This is a genomic window from Curtobacterium sp. 1544 (genome assembly GCF_040544915.1).
GTDB classification, from domain to species: Bacteria; Actinomycetota; Actinomycetes; order Actinomycetales; family Microbacteriaceae; genus Curtobacterium; species Curtobacterium pusillum_C.
Map to the genome: position 1 here is coordinate 174,864 of NZ_JBEPKX010000002.1, position 18,835 is coordinate 193,698.

17 protein-coding genes are annotated in these 18,835 nt (G+C 71.5%); 11 read left to right on the forward strand and 6 right to left on the reverse strand.

Features of this window, described 5'->3' with window-relative positions; translation table 11 throughout:
- Positions 1-27 precede the first annotated feature (27 nt).
- Positions 28-1,431, forward strand: coding sequence for a dihydrolipoyl dehydrogenase family protein (locus tag ABIC61_RS02355; protein WP_354028667.1), 1,404 nt, complete (start codon positions 28-30; stop codon positions 1,429-1,431).
- A 2-nt stretch (positions 1,432-1,433) separates the two neighbouring features.
- On the forward strand, positions 1,434-1,790 hold the full coding sequence (locus tag ABIC61_RS02360) for a Fe-S oxidoreductase (RefSeq protein WP_186321857.1): 357 nt from the start codon (positions 1,434-1,436) through the stop codon (positions 1,788-1,790).
- A 194-nt stretch (positions 1,791-1,984) separates the two neighbouring features.
- Here the strand turns inward: ABIC61_RS02360 and ABIC61_RS02365 are convergent, their stop codons facing one another.
- Positions 1,985-2,791: an ABC transporter ATP-binding protein gene (locus ABIC61_RS02365; protein WP_354028720.1), complete on the reverse strand. Its 807-nt coding sequence runs from the start codon at positions 2,789-2,791 to the stop codon at positions 1,985-1,987.
- Positions 2,788-3,684, reverse strand: coding sequence for a siderophore-interacting protein (locus ABIC61_RS02370; RefSeq protein WP_354028668.1), 897 nt, complete (start codon positions 3,682-3,684; stop codon positions 2,788-2,790). Before ABIC61_RS02370 ends, ABIC61_RS02365 begins: the two co-directional genes overlap by 4 nt.
- A gap of 64 nt (positions 3,685-3,748) precedes the next feature.
- On the opposite strand from ABIC61_RS02370, the gene ABIC61_RS02375 reads away from it, so the two are divergent.
- The 7 genes from ABIC61_RS02375 to ABIC61_RS02405 all read left to right on the forward strand — a co-directional run bounded on the left by ABIC61_RS02375 (position 3,749) and on the right by ABIC61_RS02405 (position 11,673).
- The gene (locus ABIC61_RS02375; RefSeq protein WP_354028669.1) at positions 3,749-4,699 is read left to right on the forward strand and encodes an alpha/beta fold hydrolase; all 951 of its coding nucleotides are present in this window, start codon (positions 3,749-3,751) and stop codon (positions 4,697-4,699) included.
- A 57-nt stretch (positions 4,700-4,756) separates the two neighbouring features.
- Positions 4,757-6,295: an ABC transporter substrate-binding protein gene (locus tag ABIC61_RS02380; protein WP_354028670.1), complete on the forward strand. Its 1,539-nt coding sequence runs from the start codon at positions 4,757-4,759 to the stop codon at positions 6,293-6,295.
- Between the two features lie 37 nt (positions 6,296-6,332).
- Positions 6,333-7,286 (forward strand): ABC transporter permease, encoded by a 954-nt coding sequence (locus tag ABIC61_RS02385; protein ID WP_354028671.1) that lies wholly within the window; start codon positions 6,333-6,335, stop codon positions 7,284-7,286.
- Positions 7,283-8,188, forward strand: a complete 906-nt coding sequence (locus ABIC61_RS02390; protein WP_354028672.1) for an ABC transporter permease — start codon at positions 7,283-7,285, stop codon at positions 8,186-8,188. Before ABIC61_RS02385 ends, ABIC61_RS02390 begins: the two co-directional genes overlap by 4 nt.
- Complete coding sequence (locus ABIC61_RS02395; RefSeq protein ID WP_354028673.1) at positions 8,185-9,027, forward strand: ABC transporter ATP-binding protein; 843 nt, start codon at positions 8,185-8,187, stop codon at positions 9,025-9,027. The genes ABIC61_RS02390 and ABIC61_RS02395 overlap by 4 nt, the downstream gene beginning before the upstream one ends.
- The gene (locus ABIC61_RS02400; protein WP_354028674.1) at positions 9,024-9,806 is read left to right on the forward strand and encodes an ABC transporter ATP-binding protein; all 783 of its coding nucleotides are present in this window, start codon (positions 9,024-9,026) and stop codon (positions 9,804-9,806) included. Before ABIC61_RS02395 ends, ABIC61_RS02400 begins: the two co-directional genes overlap by 4 nt.
- Positions 9,807-10,086: 280 nt before the next feature.
- Positions 10,087-11,673 carry a DUF4832 domain-containing protein gene (locus ABIC61_RS02405; RefSeq protein WP_354028675.1) on the forward strand — a complete coding sequence of 529 codons (1,587 nt, stop codon included), beginning with the start codon at positions 10,087-10,089 and terminating at the stop codon, positions 11,671-11,673.
- Positions 11,674-11,974: 301 nt separating this feature from the next.
- Here ABIC61_RS02405 and ABIC61_RS02410 read toward each other — a convergent pair whose 3' ends face one another.
- The 4 genes from ABIC61_RS02410 to ABIC61_RS02425 all read right to left on the reverse strand — a co-directional run bounded on the left by ABIC61_RS02410 (position 11,975) and on the right by ABIC61_RS02425 (position 16,807).
- Positions 11,975-12,643: a ThuA domain-containing protein gene (locus tag ABIC61_RS02410; protein ID WP_354028676.1), complete on the reverse strand. Its 669-nt coding sequence runs from the start codon at positions 12,641-12,643 to the stop codon at positions 11,975-11,977.
- Positions 12,640-14,511, reverse strand: coding sequence for a heparinase II/III domain-containing protein (locus tag ABIC61_RS02415; RefSeq protein ID WP_354028677.1), 1,872 nt, complete (start codon positions 14,509-14,511; stop codon positions 12,640-12,642). The genes ABIC61_RS02410 and ABIC61_RS02415 overlap by 4 nt, the downstream gene beginning before the upstream one ends.
- A gap of 16 nt (positions 14,512-14,527) precedes the next feature.
- Positions 14,528-15,598 (reverse strand): hydroxyacid dehydrogenase, encoded by a 1,071-nt coding sequence (locus ABIC61_RS02420; RefSeq protein WP_354028678.1) that lies wholly within the window; start codon positions 15,596-15,598, stop codon positions 14,528-14,530.
- Positions 15,599-15,682: 84 nt separating this feature from the next.
- The gene (locus tag ABIC61_RS02425; protein WP_354028679.1) at positions 15,683-16,807 is read right to left on the reverse strand and encodes a substrate-binding domain-containing protein; all 1,125 of its coding nucleotides are present in this window, start codon (positions 16,805-16,807) and stop codon (positions 15,683-15,685) included.
- A 119-nt stretch (positions 16,808-16,926) separates the two neighbouring features.
- Between ABIC61_RS02425 and ABIC61_RS02430 the strand changes: the two genes are divergently transcribed.
- Entirely contained in the window at positions 16,927-17,910 is a 984-nt protein-coding gene (locus ABIC61_RS02430; RefSeq protein ID WP_354028680.1) for an ABC transporter permease, read from the forward strand.
- On the forward strand, positions 17,907-18,800 hold the full coding sequence (locus ABIC61_RS02435) for a carbohydrate ABC transporter permease (protein WP_079236243.1): 894 nt from the start codon (positions 17,907-17,909) through the stop codon (positions 18,798-18,800). The genes ABIC61_RS02430 and ABIC61_RS02435 overlap by 4 nt, the downstream gene beginning before the upstream one ends.
- Positions 18,801-18,835: the final 35 nt, after the last annotated feature.

The following is an 18,835-nucleotide window of genomic DNA, read 5'->3' on the forward strand; positions in this document are numbered from 1 at the left end:
CATGCCGATCCGCGTACGCTCGGCCCCATGACGGACTACGACCTCATCGTGATCGGCGCCGGCGCAGTCGGCGAGAACGTGGCGGACTACGCCAAGAAGCGCGGCCTGACGGTGGCGATCGTGGAAGCCGAGCTCGTCGGCGGCGAGTGCTCCTACTGGGCGTGCATGCCGTCGAAGGCCCTCCTGCGCAGTGGTCACGCCCTCGCTGCGGCGAAGCGACTCGACGGCGCGAAGCAGGCGGTCACCGGTGACCTCGACGCCGCGCACGTCCTCGCCCGACGGAACTCGTTCACCTCGGACTGGAAGGACGACGGGCAGGTCTCCTGGCTCGACTCCGCCGACATCGACCTCATCCGCGGACACGCCCGCATCACCGGCGAGAAGACGCTCGAGGTCGACGGGACGACCTACACGGCCGCCGCCGCGATCGCCGTCGTCACCGGGTCGCTGCACACCCTCCCCGACGTCCCCGGCCTGGCCGACGCGAAGCCGTGGGGCACGCGTGAGGCGACGAGTGCCCAGCAGGTCCCGGAGAGCCTCCTCGTCATCGGCGGCGGTGTCTCCGGCTCGGAGCTCGCGACCGCGTGGGCGTCCCTCGGGGCGAAGGTCACCCTCGTCGCACGGCACGGGCTGCTCGGCGGCATGGAGCCGTTCGCCGGGGAACTCGTCGCGGCCTCGCTCCGTGAGCTCGGCGTCGACGTCCGCACCGGCGTGAACCCCACCCGCGTCGACCGCGACGAGCACGGCCTCGTCACCACCACGTTCGACGACGGCAGCACCCTGGTGACGAGCGAGGTCCTCGCCGCCACCGGTCGTGCCGCGACGACGAAGGACCTCGGTCTCGAGTCCGTCGGGCTGAGCGCCGGCGACTGGCTGCAGGTCGACGACACGATGCTCGTGCAGGGCACCGACTGGCTGTACGCCGTCGGCGACGTGAACCACCGCGTCCTCCTCACCCACCAGGGCAAGTACCAGGCGCGCGCTGCTGGCGAGGCGATCGCCGCCCGCCACCAGGGCACGCCGCTGCACACCGAGCCGTGGGGCGCGCACGTCGCCACTGCCGACCACGCCGCGGTTCCCCAGGTCACCTTCACCGACCCGGAGGTCGCGAGCGTCGGCCTCACCGAGGCGAAGGCCCGCGAGCAGGGCCTGAACGTCCGCGCCGTCGAGTACGAGCTCGGCAACGTCGCCGGTGCCTCGCTGCAGGCCGACGGGTACACCGGACGCGCCAAGATGGTCGTCGACGAGGACCGCGGGGTCGTCGTCGGGGTCACCTTCGTCGGGCAGGACGTCGCCGAGATGCTGCACGCCGCGACGATCGCGATCGTCGGCGAGGTCCCGGTCGACCGCCTCTGGCACGCCGTCCCCGCCTACCCGACGATGAACGAGATCTGGCTGCGACTGCTCGAGACCTACGGCCGCCCGGAGTAGCGGTGCGGAACCCCCTGCTCGACTCCCCCGTGTCCCGGGCTGGGTGGTTGTTCGCGACCGCCGTCGGTCTCGCCGTCGGCGTCCCGCTCTCCACCGGGAAGGTGCGGGTCGTCGATGGGCTGGTCGTGTGCTCCGGCCTGCCGCGCTGGGTGTTCCGGCGCGGTGGCACGTGCGTCGGCTCGGTGTACCTGACGCGGGACAACGACGGCGACCGGGTGCTCCGGCACGAGCGCGTCCACGTCGACCAGTGGCGGCGGTACGGCATGCTCATGCCGATCGTCTACGCGCTGGCCGGCCGGGACCCGCTGCGGAACCGCTTCGAGATCGAGGCCGGCCTCGAGGACGGCAACTACCGCTGACCCGAGGTCGCGCAACGCGCCGCGCGCACGTCGTCGAGGTCGCACGAAGTGCCGCGCGCGGCGCGCGCGAGCGGCAGATCTCGCGACCTCGCGGCGGTGTCGCGTCCGGTGTCGAGGTCGCACGATGTGCCGCGCGCGGCGCACGGGAGCGGCACTTCGTGCGACCTCGGCCGCCCGGCGCGACCGCCCGCGCGTCAGGCGGCGCGGCGCCGCGGGACCACGAGTGGCGTGCCCGTCTCCGGGTCGGGAACGACCACGCACGGCAGCCCGAACACGTCCTCGACCAGGTCGGCCGTCACGACCGAGGCAGGCGGCCCGGACGCCACGATCGACCCGTCGCGCATCGCGATCACGTGGGTGGCGTACCGCGCGGCCTGGTTGAGGTCGTGCAGCACCGCGACGACCGTCCGGCCGGCCGCGTGCAGGGCCGACGCGAGCTCGAGCACGTCGTACTGGTGCGCGATGTCGAGGAAGGTGGTGGGCTCGTCGAGCAGGACGATGTCGGTCTCCTGCGCGAGCACCATCGCGATCCACACCCGCTGCCGCTGCCCACCCGAGAGCTCGTCCACGCTGCGATCAGCCAACTCCACCGTCGAGGTCTGCTCGAGCGCCGCCTGCACCGCGATCCGGTCCGACCCGGAGGACGGGTGCAGCAGGTCCTGGTGCGGGAACCGGCCGCGGGACACGAGGTCGCGGACGGTGATGCCGTCGGGCGCGATCGGCGTCTGCGGGAGCATCCCGACCCGGCGCGCCACGGCCTTCGGACGGAGGGAGGAGATCGGCGATCCGTCGAGGTACACCGTGCCCGCGGTCGGCCTGAGGGTCCTCGCGAAGGACTTCAGCAGCGTCGACTTCCCGCACGCGTTCGGTCCGACGATGACCGTCAGCTCACCGTCCGGGATGTCGACGTCGAGCGCGGACACCACGACGCGGTCGTCGTACGCGAGGGTCAGCCCGCGGGCACCGAGCGCGGTGGTCGGGAGCCCGGCCGCGGCGTTCAGTTCTCGGCCTTGCCGTGCCGCCAGTACCCCATGAACGCGACCTGCTTCCGGTCGAGCCCGACACCGCGCACGAGGTGGCGGCGGAGCTCCTTCACGCAGCCAGCCTCACCCGCGATCCACGCGTAGACGGGGCGGGACTCGGCGGCAGCGGGGATGTCCCACAGCACCTGCTCGTCGACGTCGACGTCAGCGAGCTCGACGGTGTCCCCGCAGGCCGGTCCGGAGGCGACGGTGGACGCCCAGGCGTGCACCTGGTCGGTCATCCGGACGCCGTGCGTGGCACCGTTCCGGGCGATCCAGCGGACCTCGACCCCGGCGGGCGCGGACACGGGCAGCCGGTCGGCGTCGGTCGGGACCTCGATGAAGACGTGCCCAACGGTGGTGACGTCGAGCGCTTCGAGGATGGCGCAGATGGCGGGGGCGGCGGTCTCGTCGCCGGCGAGCAGGATCCGGTTCGCGGTGCCGGGGTCGAACTCGGCGGCGCCGGTCGGGAGCTCGGCGGGCGAGTCGGGCACGGCGGGTCCGACGATGCGGAGTTCCTCGCCGACGCGGCACTCCGAGACCCAGCGCGACGCCGGGCCGGTGTCGCCGTGCGCGACGAAGTCGATGTCGAGCTCGCGGGCGTCGGGCCGGAACGACCGGACCGTGTAGGTGCGCAGCGGGTTCCGGACGGCGTCCGGCAGGGCACGCCACGCGCCGTACCAGTCCTCGCCGTCCGGCAGGTCGGTGAACCCGTGCCCGGGGATGGGCAGCACGATCTTGATCCGCTGATCGAGGCCGACGGAGGAGAACTCAGCGAGGGCGTCGCCCGTCAGGGTCACCCGGACGAAACTCGGGGTGAGCGACGTGACGGCGGCCACGCGGACGGAGAAGACACGGTACCGGGCTGCCACACCCCGAGTATGGCATGCCTTACCTAACGCGACCAGACCCCCGGACGGTGCGAGGATCGAGCCCGTGCCCACCGATCCCGACGACGAATTCGCTGACCTGACCGACCTCGCCAGCGCGAGCGGCGTGGCGGAGCTGCTCCGCGCCTCCAGGCAGGTGGTCCGCACCACGGGCGGACAGGAGATCGCCGCGATCCGATGGGACACGGCGGAGAGCCGGGAGGCACGGATCACCTACCTGCACGGGCTCGGCATCGACGCGCACAGCTTCGACCAGACCGCGCTCGCCGTCGGCGAGCCCGCGGTCGCCCTCGACCTGCCGGGGCACGGCCGATCCGGCTGGCGCGACGACGCCGACTACGCGGCGGACGCGACCGCCCCCGACGTGCTGGCTGCGCTCGACGCCCTGGAGGTCCCGCCGGGCATCGTGGTCGGGCACTCGCTCGGCGCGATCCTCGCCGCCCGCCTCGCCGCCCTCGCGCCCGAGCGCGTCACCGGCCTCGTGCTCGTCGACATGTCGCCGGACTTCGCCCAGCGCGCGGTCGACCGGATCGCTCGTGCGCTCGAGGCCGAGGAGCCGTTCACGTCCCTCGACCAGGTCGTCGACCGGGCCGTCGAGGCCCGGGTCGGCGACGACCGCGCCGTGCTCCTCCGCGAGGCCCGGCACACCACGCGGCTCGGTGCGGACGGCCGGCTGGTCCGCCGGCACCACTTCCCGCACCTGCCCGCCGGACGGACGTCGTCCGTGGGGCGCTTCGCCGACGCGTGGCCCGACCTCGAGGCCCTCGACGTGCCGATCCTGCTCGTCCGCGGCGACCGCGGCTACGTCTCGCCGAAGCTCCACGCGCAGTTCGCCGAGCGCCTGCCGGGGGCCTCGATCGTCACCGTCGAGGCCCGGCACGCCGTACAGAACCAGGCGCCCCTCGAACTGGCCACGGCGATTCGGGCATGGGCGGAACGTAACGGTTTGTTGCACCGGATCGAAGAACCGTCGCCGGACGACACCGGCCGCCGCTAACCTCGTCCAAGCGCGCGCGACGACCGTCGCCACCGCGCCGGAAGGAACCCACCACCCATGAGTCCGCTCTCCGCCCGTCTCGACCGTGCCCGTCCCGGCCGAACTCGCTTCGGCCGTGCAGCCCTGGCCGCCACCGCGGTCGCCGTCGCCTCGGCCCTCGTGCTCACCGGTTGCTCCGGATCGTCGAACGAGGACGGCGGCACCGACGCCACCGTGCGCGTCGGTCTCGTACTCGAGCCCACCAGCCTCGACATCCGCACGCAGGCCGGTGCCGCGCTCGACCAGGTCCTCATCGACAACGTCTACCAGGGACTCGTCGGCCGCACCGCGGACGGTGACGTCCGCGACGTGCTCGCGTCGAAGCACGAGGTCTCGTCCGACGGGCTGACCTACACCTTCACGCTCCGCGACGGGACGACGTTCCAGGACGGCAAGGACGTCACCGCCGCCGACGTCGTCTGGTCGCTGCAGCAGGTCAAGTCGAACGAGTCGTACGTCGACTCCGCACAGCTCGCGAACGTGACGTCGATCACCTCGCCGTCCTCCGGTGTGGTGGAGCTCAAGCTCGCGAAGCCCGACTCCGACCTGCTCTGGAACCTCACCGGACGCGCCGGACTCGTGCTCGAGAAAGCCGCGGGGAACGACCTGTCCGACTCCGCCAACGGCACCGGGCCGTACGAGGTGTCCAGCTGGAAGCAGGGCGACTCGCTCACGTTCAAGCGCAACGCCGACTACTGGGGCACGAAGGCGAAGGTCGCGAAGGTCGTCTTCCGGTACATCACCCAGCCGTCCACCGCGGTGAACGCCATGGCGAACGGCGACCTCGACGTGCAGACCGCCGTCGACGGCACGCTCAAGAGCCAGCTGGAGAACAGCTCGGACATCACGCTGCACACCGGCAAGACGACCGACAAGTACACGCTCGCGTTCAACGACGCGAAGGCACCGTTCACCGACAAGAAGGTGCGCCAGGCGATCCGGCAGGCGATCGACTCGAAGGCGATCATCAAGGCGATCGGCGGCACCGGCGTCGAGCAGGGCGGCCCCATCCCCGAGCTGGACCCGGGCTACCAGGATCTGACCGACATCGACGCGTACGACCCCGCGAACGCGAAGAAGCTGCTGTCCGAGGCCGGCGCGACGAACCTCAAGCTGACGCTGACGTACGCGAACGTCTACTCGGCGACGATCGGCGACGTGCTCAAGTCGCAGCTCGCCGACGTCGGCATCACCCTGACGGTCAAGCGGGTCGACTTCGCCACGTGGCTGTCGCAGGTGTTCGAGAAGAAGGACTTCGACCTCTCGATGGTGAACCACGTCGAGTCGCGCGACTTCGGCAACTGGGCGAACCCGGACTACTACTTCGGCTACGACAACGCCGAAGTCCAGTCGCTGTACGCCGACTCGGTCGCCGCGACGAACGAGTCCGACAAGGTCGCCGACCTGCAGAAGGCCGCCAAGCTCGTCAGCGAGGACGCGGCCGGCGAGTGGCTCTACACGGCCACGTCGATCACCGCGGTGCGGAAGGGCGTCACCGGCTTCCCGTACGACGGCACGAACTCGCGGCTCGACCTGTCGAAGCTCGCGGTCAAGTGACGCGTGCCCTCGGCCGGCCACCCGTAGCATCGGACTCGTGACCCGGTTCCTGGTCGGGCGGCTGCTGCTGCTCGTCGTCGGCCTGCTCGTGGCGAGCATCATCATCTTCGCCACGCTGCGAGTGCTGCCCGGCGACGTGGCGCAGATCGTCGCCGGCACGCAGGCGTCCCCGGCGCAGGTCGAGGAACTCCGGCAGCAGCTCGGTCTCGACCGTCCCGTGGTGGTGCAGTACCTCGACTGGATCGGCGGGGTGTTCCGCGGCGACCTCGGCCGGTCGCTCGTGACCGACGGCCGGGTCGCACCCGAGATCGCGCAGAAGCTGAGCGTCACGCTGCCGCTCGCGGGCATGTCCCTCGTCGCCGCGCTCGTCATCGGGGTGCCGCTCGGCGTACTCGCCGCGGTGCTCCGCCGTCGCGCCGGCGGTGCGGTCATCGCGTTCGTGGCACAGGCCGTCGCAGCGGTCCCGATCGTCTGGGCCGGCATGCTCCTCGTGGCGCTGTTCGCGGTGACGCTGCACTGGCTGCCGACGCAGGGGTTCCCGCTCGACGGATGGGACGAACCCGGTCGGGCGTTCTCGTCGCTCGTGCTGCCGGCGCTGACGATCGGCGCCGTCGAGGGTGCCGTGATCCTCCGGTTCACCCGCTCCGCCACCCTCGGGGTGCTCGACGCCGACCACGTCCGGACGGCGGCGGCGATCGGCCTCACCCGGACGCAGGCGCTCCTGCGGCACGGGCTCCCCTCGGTGGCGCTCACCGTGCTGGCCGTCCTCGGCGTGCAGATCGCCGGACTCCTCGTCGGCGCGGTCGTCGTCGAGCAGCTGTTCTCGCTCCCCGGCGTCGGGCGCATGCTCGTCACCGACGTCGGGCGCCGGGACATCACGAAGGTGCAGTCCGAGCTCCTCGTGCTCACCGGGCTCGTGCTGCTCGTCGGCTTCGCGGTCGACGTCGTGCACCGCACCCTCGACCCCCGGCAACGTGAGGTGTCCGAGTGATCCGCCGTCTCCTCGCCCGACCGACCGGGGTGTTCGCCGTGGTCGTCCTCGGCCTGCTCGTCGTGCTCGCCGTGGTGTCGCTGTTCTGGACGCCGCAGGACCCGTTCCGTACCGACCCGTTCCACCAGTGGGAACCGCCGAGCCCTGCACACTGGTTCGGTACCGACGCCTCCGGCCGGGACATCGCCAGCTACCTGCTCGCCGGCACCCGGACGACGGTGCTCGTGGCGGTCGGCTCCGGGGTCATCGCGAGCGTGGTCGGCATCGTCCTCACCGCGATCGGCTCGCTCACCGCACGCTGGGTCCGCGAGGGCACGGCCGTCCTGCTCGACATCCTGGTGGCGTTCCCGACCCTCCTGACCGCGATGCTCCTCACCGCGATCGCCGGCGGATCGCTCGGCGTCGTGATCGTCAGCGTCGGGCTGTCCTTCGGCGTGACGATCGCCCGGGTCGCCCGCGGAGAGATCCGCCGCATCGCCCGCAGCGACTACGTCACGGCAGCGCGGGCGTCCGGCGTCGGCGGGTCCGGCGTGCTGTTCCGGCACCTGGTGCCGAACGCGGCGCCCCTGTTCACCGTGCAGCTCTCGCTCGCGATGGCGACCGCGGTCCTCGCCGAGGCCGGTCTGTCGTACCTGGGCTACGGCGCCGGGTCGAACACGGCGTCCTGGGGCAGCATGCTGTCCGACCTGCAGACCTACATCGGCGTGCACCCGTGGAGCGCGACCTGGCCGGGTGCGGCGATCGCCCTCGTGGTGGCGGCGCTGTCGTTGCTCGGCGATGCCGTGCGAGACGCGACCGACCCGCGACTGACGACGAACGACCGTGCGAACGACCGGACCGTGAACGACCGACGGGGTGCCGCCGACGACCCCACCGCGACCACCACGGGAGTGACCGCATGACCGCCCCCACGGACCGCAGCGCGACCACGGACCGCAGCGCGTCCACGGACCGGACCGCAGCCTCCGGACTCGAGGTGCGTGGCCTGACGGTCCGCATCGACCGCCGGACGATCCTCGACGACGTGACGTTCACCGTGCCTCCAGGCCGTCGCGTCGGCGTGATCGGCGCGAGCGGATCCGGGAAGTCCATGACCTCGCTCGCCCTGATGGGGTTGGAGCCGACCGGCACGGACGTGTCCGGCAGCATCCTGCTCGACGGCACCGAACTCGTCGGCCTGCCCGACCGGGAGCGCGCCCGGCACCGCGGATCGGGCATCGCCATGGTCTTCCAGGAGCCCGGCACCGCCCTCGACCCGCTCCGCCGGGTCGGTGCGCAGATCGCCGAACCGCTGCGCCTGCACCGTGGGCTCGACCGACGCGCAGCGGCTGCAGCAGCACTGGAGCTCGCGGTGTCCGTCGGGCTGTCCGACCCCGAGTCGCTGCTGCGGCAGTACCCGCACCAGCTGTCCGGCGGGCAGCGGCAGCGGATCTGCATCGCGATGGCGATGGCCGGCGAGCCGTCGTACCTCGTCGCCGACGAACCGACGACGGCGCTCGACGTCACGACGGAGGCCCGCATCCTGGAACTGTTCGAGGGACTGACCGCCGGCATGGTCTTCGTGACCCACGACCTCGCCGTGCTCGCCCGGATCGCCGACACGGCGGTCGTCCTCGAGGCGGGCCGGATCGTCGAGGAGGGCTCGGTGGCGCAACTCCTCGCCGCACCGCAGCACCCCGCGACGGTCGCCCTCGTCGACGCCGCCCGTGCGACAGCACGCCGGACCGGGGGTGCGTCGTGACCGGGGTCCTCGACGGGGTCGGCCTGCACCGCACGTACCGACTCCCCCGCCGGGGCCCGTTCGAACCGGGTCCGGTCCGCACCGCCGTGGACGGCGTCGACCTGACGGTCGCCCCCGGCGCACGCCTCGGGATCGCCGGCGAGTCCGGTTCCGGCAAGTCGACCCTGGTGCGGCTGCTCGCCGGCCTGGAGGCACCTTCCGCCGGCACCGTGACCGGCTCCGGTCGTCCGGTGGTGGCGTCCGGCTCCGCGGCAGCGATGCGCTGGTTCCGTCGCGAGACCGGGGTCGTGTTCCAGGACCCGTACGCCTCGCTCGACCCACGGATGCGCGTCGGGGCGATCGTCGCGGAGCCGCTCCGGGCACTGCGGATCGACGGTTCGCACGCCGCGCTCGTGCGTTCGGTGCTGGAGCGCGTCGACCTGCCCGCCGACGTCGTCGACCGGTACCCGCACGAGTTCTCCGGCGGGCAGCGGCAGCGCATCGCGATCGCCCGGGCCGTCGTGCACTCGCCGCGGATCCTGTTCGGGGACGAGCCGATGAGTGCCCTCGACGTGGTGGTCCGTGCCCGCGTGATCGAGCTGTTCCGGTCGCTCGCCGACGACCTCGGGCTGACGCTCGTCCTCGTGTCGCACGACATCGGCGTCGTGCAGCGGTTGTGCGACACCGTCGCGGTGATGTCCGCGGGGCGGATCGTGGAGCACGGGCCGGTGTCGTTGCTCGACGCGCCGCAGCACCCGGTGACGCGGGCGTTGGTGGAGGCGGCGCCGACGCTGCCGTAGCGGCGGCGGGGCGCGGGGCGGGCGCGGGCCGCGTTTCCGACTCGGAACGACAACTCCGATGTCGTACGACGTCGACGTTGTCGCAGTCCCGCGTCCGCAACTGTTGCACACGCGCAGGAACGACGAGTCCGATGTCGTACGACATCGGACTTGTCGCACGCCCCCACCGCCACGCCACCCCGTGTGCGAGTCCTGTTCGACTGGGCGGGACCCCTTGCCCACTGTGCGGGACCCTCGGGAGCATCGACGTGCATCGATCGCTTCTCGAAGGGGAGAACGCATGAGCACGTCGAACGACATCACCAGGCGGACGGCACTCGGACTCGGCATCGTCGCCACCGCATCGGCAGCGAGCGGGTTGCTGGGCACGTCACCGGCCTCCGCGCACGGCGCCGGCCACCCGATCCCGGGTCCGGGTCGGGGCCACGGCGACCCACACCTCGCCGCCACCGTCAGCAAGGAGTTCCAGGCCGACACGACCACGCTCCTGAAGAACCCGCTCAACGGCTGGGCGCTCTACGGCTCGTCGGCCCCACCCGCGGACTACTGGACGCAGTACGACGACGTCCCGCTGCCGGACGGCACGACCATCACCGTGTCGGACTACGCCTCGGTGATGTACATGCGGGTGTCGTGGACGATCCTCGAGCCGTCCGAAGGCGTCTACGGTTGGGACACGAACGCAGCCTTCGCGGGCATCCTCGCCGAGGCCCGCCGCCGCGGACTCCGCCTGGCCTTCCGCGTCGTGGTCGACAGCCGCGACAAGGCGTCGAACTTCACACCGGACTGGGTGCGGGCAGCCGGTGCCGCCGGCTACGAGACGCAGACCGGCAGCAAGACGGTGTGGTCCCCGTACCCGGACGACCCGGTGTTCCAGGCGAAGTACGCCGCGTTCGTCGCCGCGTTCGCCGCGGAGTACGACGACGCCGCCACCACCGACTTCATCGACGGGTACGGCCTCGGCAAGTGGGGCGAGGGCCACTCGATGATCTACCGGGACGCCGCGAATCGCGAGCCGGTGTTCGACTGGATCATCGACCTGTACCAAGAGCACTTCACGAAGGTCCCCCTCGCGTTGAACTACCACCGGATGATCGGTGCAGGGAAGGACTGGGGCAGCCCGGACCCGGACAGCGAGCGGATGCTCGACGGCGCGTACGAGAAGGGCTACGTCCTCCGCCACGACGCCTTCGGGATGACCACGTACTACTCCGACTGGGAGAAGTCGATGGCCGCGAAGTGGCGGTACAAGCGGCCGATCATCATGGAGGGCGGCTGGGTCACCGCCCAGCACGACGTCACGCAGGACCCTCGCGGCTACGAGACGGTGGCCGACGTCCGGCAGGGCGAGTTCGACGACTCGGTCGAGGCCCAGGTGAACATGATGGACCTCCGCAACGGCGAGACGCTCTCGTGGTTCACTGCCGAGACGTACCCGCTCACGCAGCGGTTCGACGCCGAGGGCGGCTACCGCATCTACCCGTCGAGGGTCGTCGCGCCGGGCACGGTGACCGCCGGAGCGACCGTCGACGTCACGCACGAGTGGACGAACATCGGCTGGGGCTACCTGCCCGACAACATCCCGGTCTGGCAGGGCAAGTACAAGGCCGCACTCGCGCTGCTCCGGGCGGACGGGACGGTCGCGAAGACCGTCGTCGACGCGGCGTCCGACCCGTCGAAGTGGCTCCGGGGCACGCCGACCTCGTACGCGTTCCGACCATCGCTGTCCAGCGTGGCGAAGGGCTCCTACCGCTGGGGCATCGCGCTCGTGGACACGACCGCGGGCAACGTCCCCGCGATCCAGCTCGCAGCGCAGGGCGCAAAGCAGAACGGCTGGCTCGTCGTCGGCGACGTCACGGTCGCCTGACCCGACCGCCTGGAGGCGCGGCGCCGGTCCCGGAGACCGGCCCCGCGCCTCCAGGCGGTCACCTGGCCCGCTCCCGCGAGCGGGCGAAATTTGTCCCCATCGTATGCCGACAGGCGCACATGTCGCCCGCTCGCCGAACCAGGCCCCGGCATCAACGGGAGGAGCGGGCGCGAGCGGGCGAAATGTGTTCCGATCGCATGCCGAACGGCGCACATTTCGCCCGTTCGCGAACGGGACGGGACGGGCCGCGCGCTGCGCGCGGCGCGCGGCGCGCAGCGCGCGGCGCGCAGCGCGCGGCGCGTCAGGCGGCAGGCCCCGCCAAGAACCGGAGCGCCTGCCCGATGAGCCGGCGATGCGACGCCGACTCGAACGACGCGGCCGCGTGACCGAGGCCGCTGTACACCGTGGTGCCGCCACCCGGGCGCTCGTGGACCCAGACGATCGGGTGCGCTCGGCCGTCGTGGTCGTGGTCGACGAGCACCCGGACCGCTGGCGACACCCGCTGGTAGGAGTACCGCTCGTCGTCGAGGGTGAAGTCCTCCAGGCCGGCCGTGACCGGGTGCCCGGCGTCCACCACGCGGACCGTGCACGTCCCAGACGGCGGGTGCATCGTCCTTCCCCGCACCCAGACACCGCCGAGGGCACGCTCCCAGTCCGGGTCGTCAGCGAAGGACGTCGACGACACGTGCAGCGCGAGCATCGGCACCGCACTCTGCAGGAGTCGCCGGAACCCCGGGTCCGCTCGAGCCAGCGGCACCGGCAGACCGTCCCGCGGCAGCCCCACGTTCCACACGACGAGGTCCGGGAGCGTCCCGGTGGCGAACCCGGCGAGTGCATCGTCGACATCGGGCACGAGTGTCAGCCGGACTCCCGCATCGGCCGCGGTGTCGACGATCGCGCGGTTCGTGTCGGCGAACGGGTGCCAGGGATCGGTCCAGCGTCCGGTGCCGCCGAGCAGGAGTGCGCTCACGCGGTCCCCCGGGTGATGCGGACCGTGTGCGATCCGGACGGGGCGGCGGTCCGCTCGACGAGCCGGATGCGGTGGAGTGCCGGACCCCACGCGGCGCGGAGCTTCTCGTCGTCGAGGTCACGGCGTTCGACCACCGCCTCGAAGCGCTCGGCGTCGTAGGAGATGCGGGCGGGACCGACCGCGAGCCCGCCGTCGACGAGCCGGGGGTCGTGCAGGGTCATGAGCACGAGGGTCATCGTGCCCGGCTCGACGAAGGCCCAGTCGTCGTGGAGTTCGACGCTCTCAGTGCTGCGGTGGAGCACTGCGGTGCGCTCGGCGCGCACGAGTCCGGCGGCCTCCGGGTAGGCACGGGTGAGGTCCGCCGCCAGGCTCGCACGGTCCCCGTCGTCGGAGAACGTGGTGTCGGCGGCTCGGTACTCGGCGCCCTCGTGCTGTTCCACGCCGTTCGGCCAGGGCACGCTGTGCCAGCTCGACCGCATCGTCCAGATGCCGTAACGGTGCTCGGGCATGAAGGTCTCGCGGTGGTACACGCCGACGCCGGCGTCCACGACCACGGGTTCGCCGTCGAGGGAGACGATGACGCTCCCGACGTCGTTGTGGTTGTGGCTGACGTCGTTGTGTCCGCCCTTCGCGGACAGGAAGAGCGCCTCGGAGCGGGCGACGGCGACCTCGGTGCCGGGCAGGTACAGCGAGCGCGGCATGCCGGGGGCTGCGGGACCACTGTCCTGCCACCCCGGAGCGCGGAGCTCCGCGAGGGTCCGGAGGAACAGCGGCGCGAGCTGGCCGTCGAACCGCAACGCGTGCTGCCGGCCCATCCAGCGGGCGTGCTCGATGACCTGGTCGTCGCCGACGGTCTCGCCGAAGCGCGCGAGCAGGTGCCAGTTGGCGTTCTCGGGCAGGACCGGCGACCCGTCGGAGTAGTTCACCTGGCGTCGGGCGTCGATCTGCATGCTCATCGGGAAGCGCGCCATCGCCGCGACCGGCGGCACGGTGAACCCATCGCAGGCGCCGCCGGTGAGGGTGCTGAGCAGGTCGAGTCCCTCGAACAGCGTGGCCCCGGCCCACCACCAGTAGGTCGCACCCTCGTCGCAGCTGCCGTCGGGGTCGTAGCCGCTGCGGAAGCGGTCCAGGATCACGAGGGCGCGTTCGACGGTGGCGGCGAGCCGGTCGACGTCGGGTTCCACCACGGCGGCGCACACCAGGACGTTCGACACGATCCAGGGCGCCCAGTTGTTCGGCGGCGCGTCGACCCCGTGCCAGAAGTACTCCTCCTGCTCCCAGGGGTCGAGCACACGGCGTCGGATCTCGTGGTGGACGCGGGCGCGGATGCCGGGGAATTCCTGCTCGAGGCGCTCCCCCGCGACGGTGTCGATGGCCGCGAGCATCCCGCCGAGTGACGCGTCGTTGAGGTCGAGGACGTCCCGCCCGGGGATGGGCAGGAACGGTCTTGAGCCGTCCTCCGGGAGGGCGTAGTGCGACGGCAGGCACCAGGCACTGAGTTCGCACAGCTGCCAGACGGCGTCGCCGAGCGTCGGGACCCAGGTCTGGTCGCCGGTGACGCCGAGAGCGAGGGTCGCGGTGGCCGCGCACTCCATGAGGTTCCGGAGCGATCGCTCGTACGGACGGCGGTCGCCGTCGCGACTGTAGGTCGCCCAGCGAGCGAGGGTCGGGTACTCGACCCGCGCCGCGTCGCGACGCTCCGCCGCGATCGTGAGCAGTGCCTCCCGGTCGGCGTCGGTGGTGCCCGCCCAGGCGGCGCGGTCGGTGACGGGAGGCGCGGCTCGCCACGTGCGCGGACGGAGCGCCCGCCTCGCGGCGGGTCCGAACGTCGCAGCGAGGGTGGTCGGGACGTCGACGGTGACGGTCATGACGGGAACGGCTTCCTCAGGCTTGGACGGCGAAGCCGTCGGGGACGATGGGGTCGGTGAACGCACCGGTGGCGGCGAAGGCGATCGTCTCGCGGACGGCGTTGCCGGCGAGGCGTCGGAGCTCGTTGCCGAGCGAGCCGGCGATGTGCGGGGTGATGAAGGTGTTCGGCGTGGAGCGGAGCCGGGCCCCGGTGGGCAGGTGCTCGGGCTCGGTGACGTCGAGGACGGCAGCGAGGTCGCCGTGGTCGAGCCGGTCGGCGAGGGCGTCCTGGTCGACGATGCCGCCGCGTGCGGTGTTGACCAGTGTGGTCCCCGGCCGCATCCGGGCGATGACGGACCGGTCGATCAGGCCGCGGGTCGACGGCAGGAGCGGCGCGTGCAGCGTGATCACGTCGCTCCGGCCGGCGAGGGTCTCGAGGTCGACCGCCGTGACGCCGAGCGCGCGGGCGTCCTCGTCGTCGAGGAACGGATCGCTGACGAGCACGCGGACGTCGTAGTCGCGGAGGCGTTCGATGACGGCGCGGCCCACGCGGGACGCTCCGACGACCCCGACCGTGATGCCGTGCATGCCGATGACCGGCCAGGAACCCTCGACGTCGACCGGGCCACCGTCTGGGTCGGCGGCGATCGCGGCGGCGGTGGCGAAGGCCCGCTTCGCGGCGAGGACGATCATCGCCACGGCGAACTCGGCGACCGGGACGGCGTTCGCGGCGGCCGAGGAGGTGACGGCCAGGGCCCGGTCCCACACGTCGTCGTCCACCACCGGCTTCACGGACCCAGCGGAGTGTGCGATCGCGCGGAGCCTCGGCATCCGGTCGAGCAGCGCACCGTCGAGGACGGGGCTGCCCCAGCCCGTGATGATCACCTCGACCTCGGCGAGCAGCCCGGCGTCGCGCGGTTCGTCGGAGTCGAGCGGCCGATCGGCGACGAGCCGCACGGCCGCGGAGGAGTGCAGGGCAGCGATGTCCCCGGTGTCGAACACCCGCGTGAAGGTCGCGTCGGGCAGTACGAAGGCGACGGGCACCGGGGTGTGCCCGTTCGGCAGCGGGATGGTCGTGGCGGGCGGTGTGACGGGGCGTGACGTCATCGTCGGACGGCTCCTCTCCGGAGTGCGGCGCTCCCCATGCCAGCGCCCGCGGATGTGCGGAGTCAAGACGGGGTCGTCAAACGATCACGATTCGAACACTGCAGGCGCAGCCGTCGACTCACGCACGCTCAACGTCGGGGCGAGCGTCATGTGCCGCCGGGCGAACCCGGTCTGGGCGGCGGCCGAGATCCGCTCGAAGCACATGGTCGCGGCGAACCGGCCGACGTCGTGCTTCGGCGGGGCCACGGCGGTGAGGGGCACGTCGGCGAGCGCGGCGACCTCGTCGTCGTACGCCACGACGGACAGGTCGTCGGGGATCGACAGCCCCATCTCGGTGACCGTCTCGACGAACTCGACGGCGTAGTGGTCGGAGTGGACGAACACCGCGGTGGTGCCGGTGTCCAGGCAGTGGCGGACGAACGCGGCGGTGGCCACGCCGACGCCGGCGGTCTCGTCGATGACCTCGACGGGGGCGTCCTCGTCGAGGCCGAGCTGGCGGACGGTGCGTTCGTACCCGGTGCGGAGCTGCGGGGTGGTCGGCGTGTCGAACACGGCCATGCCGATCCGGCGGTGCCCGAGGGACGCCAGGTGCCGGATGGCGAGCGCCGCGCCGGATGCGTGGTCGCTGCGGACGGATTCGAGGTCGGCGCCGACGGGTGCTTCGGAGACGGATCGTTCGACGACGACGACCGGCATGGGTGCGTGGTCGAGGAGCTCGAGGGTGTCGAACGCGTCCGCGACGGTCGTCGTGACGAGCAGGCCGTCGACGCCGGCGGCGATGAGCCGTTCGACCTGCTGTCGCTCGCGTGCCGGGTCGTACCGGGAGACGCCGAGGACCACCCGTCCGCCGAGGGCCTCGGTCCGTTCGGCGACACCCGCGACGATCTTCGGGAAGTAGTACCCGGGATCCGGGACCACGAGGCCGAGGGTGAACAGGGCTGCGGGGTCGGTGCCGTGTCGCACCGTGGCGTCCGGCCGGGGCTGTGGTCGATGGGGCGCGCCGGCGGTGGGCAGGGTCTCGACGGACACGGCGCCGCCGTGCACGCGTCGGACCAGTCCGCGTTCGGCGAGTTCGGACAGGTCTCGTCGAACCGTCATCGCGGAGATGCCCTCGCGCTCGGCGAAGTCGGACGCGGACAGGCTGCCGTGCACGCGGAGCTCGGCGAGGATCCGCTCCTGGCGTTTCGTGGGGTGCACCGTTGCTCCCATGTTCGTTTCGTGTGCGGGTGAATACGCCCGCTTGACCGTCATCATACGGACGTCACAGGATGACGAAACCGCGGCCCGTCGAGGCTGCGCGACCCGAGCTACGTGAGCGAAGGAGCCACATGAGCGCGACGCTGGTCGACCCGGCCGCCAGGGCGAGGACGGAACCGTCCGGAGCAGCCCCGGTGGCGCGGAAGGTCTCGTTCCTCGCGAGGTTGCGACGCGACTACCCGCTGCTCCTCATGGTGGCGCCCGCGGTGATCCTGCTGCTGCTGTTCGTGTACGTGCCGTTGATCGGCAACGTGATCGCGTTCATGGACTACCAGCCGTACATCCCGATCTCGCAGAGCCCGTGGGTCGGCTTCCAGAACTTCCAGGTGATGTTCGCCGACGCCGACTTCTGGCGCGCGACGGTGAACACGCTGGAGATCACGTTCATCCAGCTGGTGCTGTTCTTCCCGGTGCCGATCGCCCTCGCGCTCCTCATCCACTCGCTGGTGTGGCCGTGGCTCCGGGCGACCGTGCAGTCGGTGCTGTACCTGCCGCACTTCCTGTCGTGGGTGATCGTCGTCGGGTTCTTCCAGCAGTCCCTCGGGTCCGGCGGCGTGGTCAACCACGTGCTCCGGCAGCTGGACATGGGGACCATGACGGTGATGAGCGACCCGTCGACGTTCAAGCTGCTGCTCACGAGCCAGGTGATCTGGAAGGACGCGGGCTGGGGCACGATCATCTTCCTGGCCGCCCTCGCCGCGATCGACGACAACCTCTACGAGGCGGCGGCGATCGACGGCTCGGGGGCGTGGAGTCGGTTCTGGCACGTGACGCTGCCGGGCATCCGTCCGATCATCGTCCTGCTGCTGATCCTCCGTCTCGGCGAGGCCCTGTCCGTCGGCTTCGAGCAGATCATCCTGCAACGCAACGCCGTCGGGGCGAACGCCGCCGAGGTCCTCGACACGTACGTCTACTACCACGGCGTCATCGACGGGAACTGGTCCACGGGCATCGCCGTTGGCCTGGTGAAGGGCCTCGTCGGCTTCGTCCTCATCATGGCGGCGAACAAGGCCGCCCACATGCTCGGCGAGCAGGGAGTGTATTCGCGATCATGAGCACCATCGTCCGTCCGGCATGGGCCGGCAAACCGAAGCCCGTCGTGCTCGGGCTCAAGGCGGTCGGCATCGTGCTGATCCTGGCCGTCGTCCTGTTCCCGTTCCTGATCGTGTTCTCGACGAGCATCTCGAGCCAGGACGACATCACCGCCGCGGGCGGGTACGTGGTCTGGCCGCGGTCGTTCGACCTGACCGCCTACGTGCAGATCCTGTCCGGCGGCGTCGTCACCCGCGCCGTGGTCGTCACCCTGCTCGTCACCGTCGTGGGCACCGCGATCAGCCTGGCGTCGACGGTGCTCGCGGCGTGGGCGCTCAGCAGGACCGGTTCGCTCTTCCAGCGGCCGCTGCTCACGTTCGTGCTCATCACGTTCCTGTTCGCTCCCGGGATGATCCCGCTGTACCTGATGGTCAAACAGCTGGGACTCCTCGACAACTACTGGGCGTTGATCCTGCCCGGCGCGTTCAGCGTCTTCAACATGGTCGTCGTCCGCGGCTTCATGATGAGCATCCCCCAGGAGCTCATCGACAGCGCGAAGATCGACGGAGCGGGCGAGCTGCGGGTGCTGTGGCAGATCGTCCTGCCGCTCTCCCGCGCCGTGATCGCCGTCGTCGGACTGTTCTACGCGGTCGGGTACTGGAACGCGTTCTTCAACGCGCTGCTCTACCTGTCGGACTCGACGAAGTGGACGCTGCAGCTCGTCCTGCGCACCTACGTGCTGCAGGGATCGAACCTGGTGTCCGGCGCCGGTTCCGACGCCACCATGCAGCCGCCGGCCGAGTCGATCCAGATGGCCGTCGTGATGATCGCGATCATCCCCATACTCGCGGCCTACCCGATGGTGCAACGACACCTCACCAAGGGCGTCCTGACCGGCGCCGTCAAGGGCTGACGCAACCGTCCACGGACTGGAGGCGCGGGGCGGCC

Excerpts from the sequence above, each read along its gene's own strand:
- ABIC61_RS02380 (WP_354028670.1), top strand. The coding sequence starts at position 4,757 with ATGAGTCCGCTCTCCGCCCGTCTCGACCGTGCCCGTCCCGGCCGAACT.
- ABIC61_RS02405 (WP_354028675.1), top strand. The coding sequence starts at position 10,087 with ATGAGCACGTCGAACGACATCACCAGGCGGACGGCACTCGGACTCGGC.
- ABIC61_RS02415 (WP_354028677.1), bottom strand. The coding sequence starts at position 14,511 with ATGACCGTCACCGTCGACGTCCCGACCACCCTCGCTGCGACGTTCGGA.
- ABIC61_RS02395 (WP_354028673.1), top strand. The coding sequence starts at position 8,185 with ATGACCGCCCCCACGGACCGCAGCGCGACCACGGACCGCAGCGCGTCC.
- ABIC61_RS02430 (WP_354028680.1), top strand. The coding sequence starts at position 16,927 with ATGAGCGCGACGCTGGTCGACCCGGCCGCCAGGGCGAGGACGGAACCG.
- ABIC61_RS02355 (WP_354028667.1), top strand. The coding sequence starts at position 28 with ATGACGGACTACGACCTCATCGTGATCGGCGCCGGCGCAGTCGGCGAG.
- ABIC61_RS02425 (WP_354028679.1), bottom strand. The coding sequence starts at position 16,807 with ATGGGAGCAACGGTGCACCCCACGAAACGCCAGGAGCGGATCCTCGCC.
- ABIC61_RS02420 (WP_354028678.1), bottom strand. The coding sequence starts at position 15,598 with ATGACGTCACGCCCCGTCACACCGCCCGCCACGACCATCCCGCTGCCG.
- ABIC61_RS02435 (WP_079236243.1), top strand. The coding sequence starts at position 17,907 with ATGAGCACCATCGTCCGTCCGGCATGGGCCGGCAAACCGAAGCCCGTC.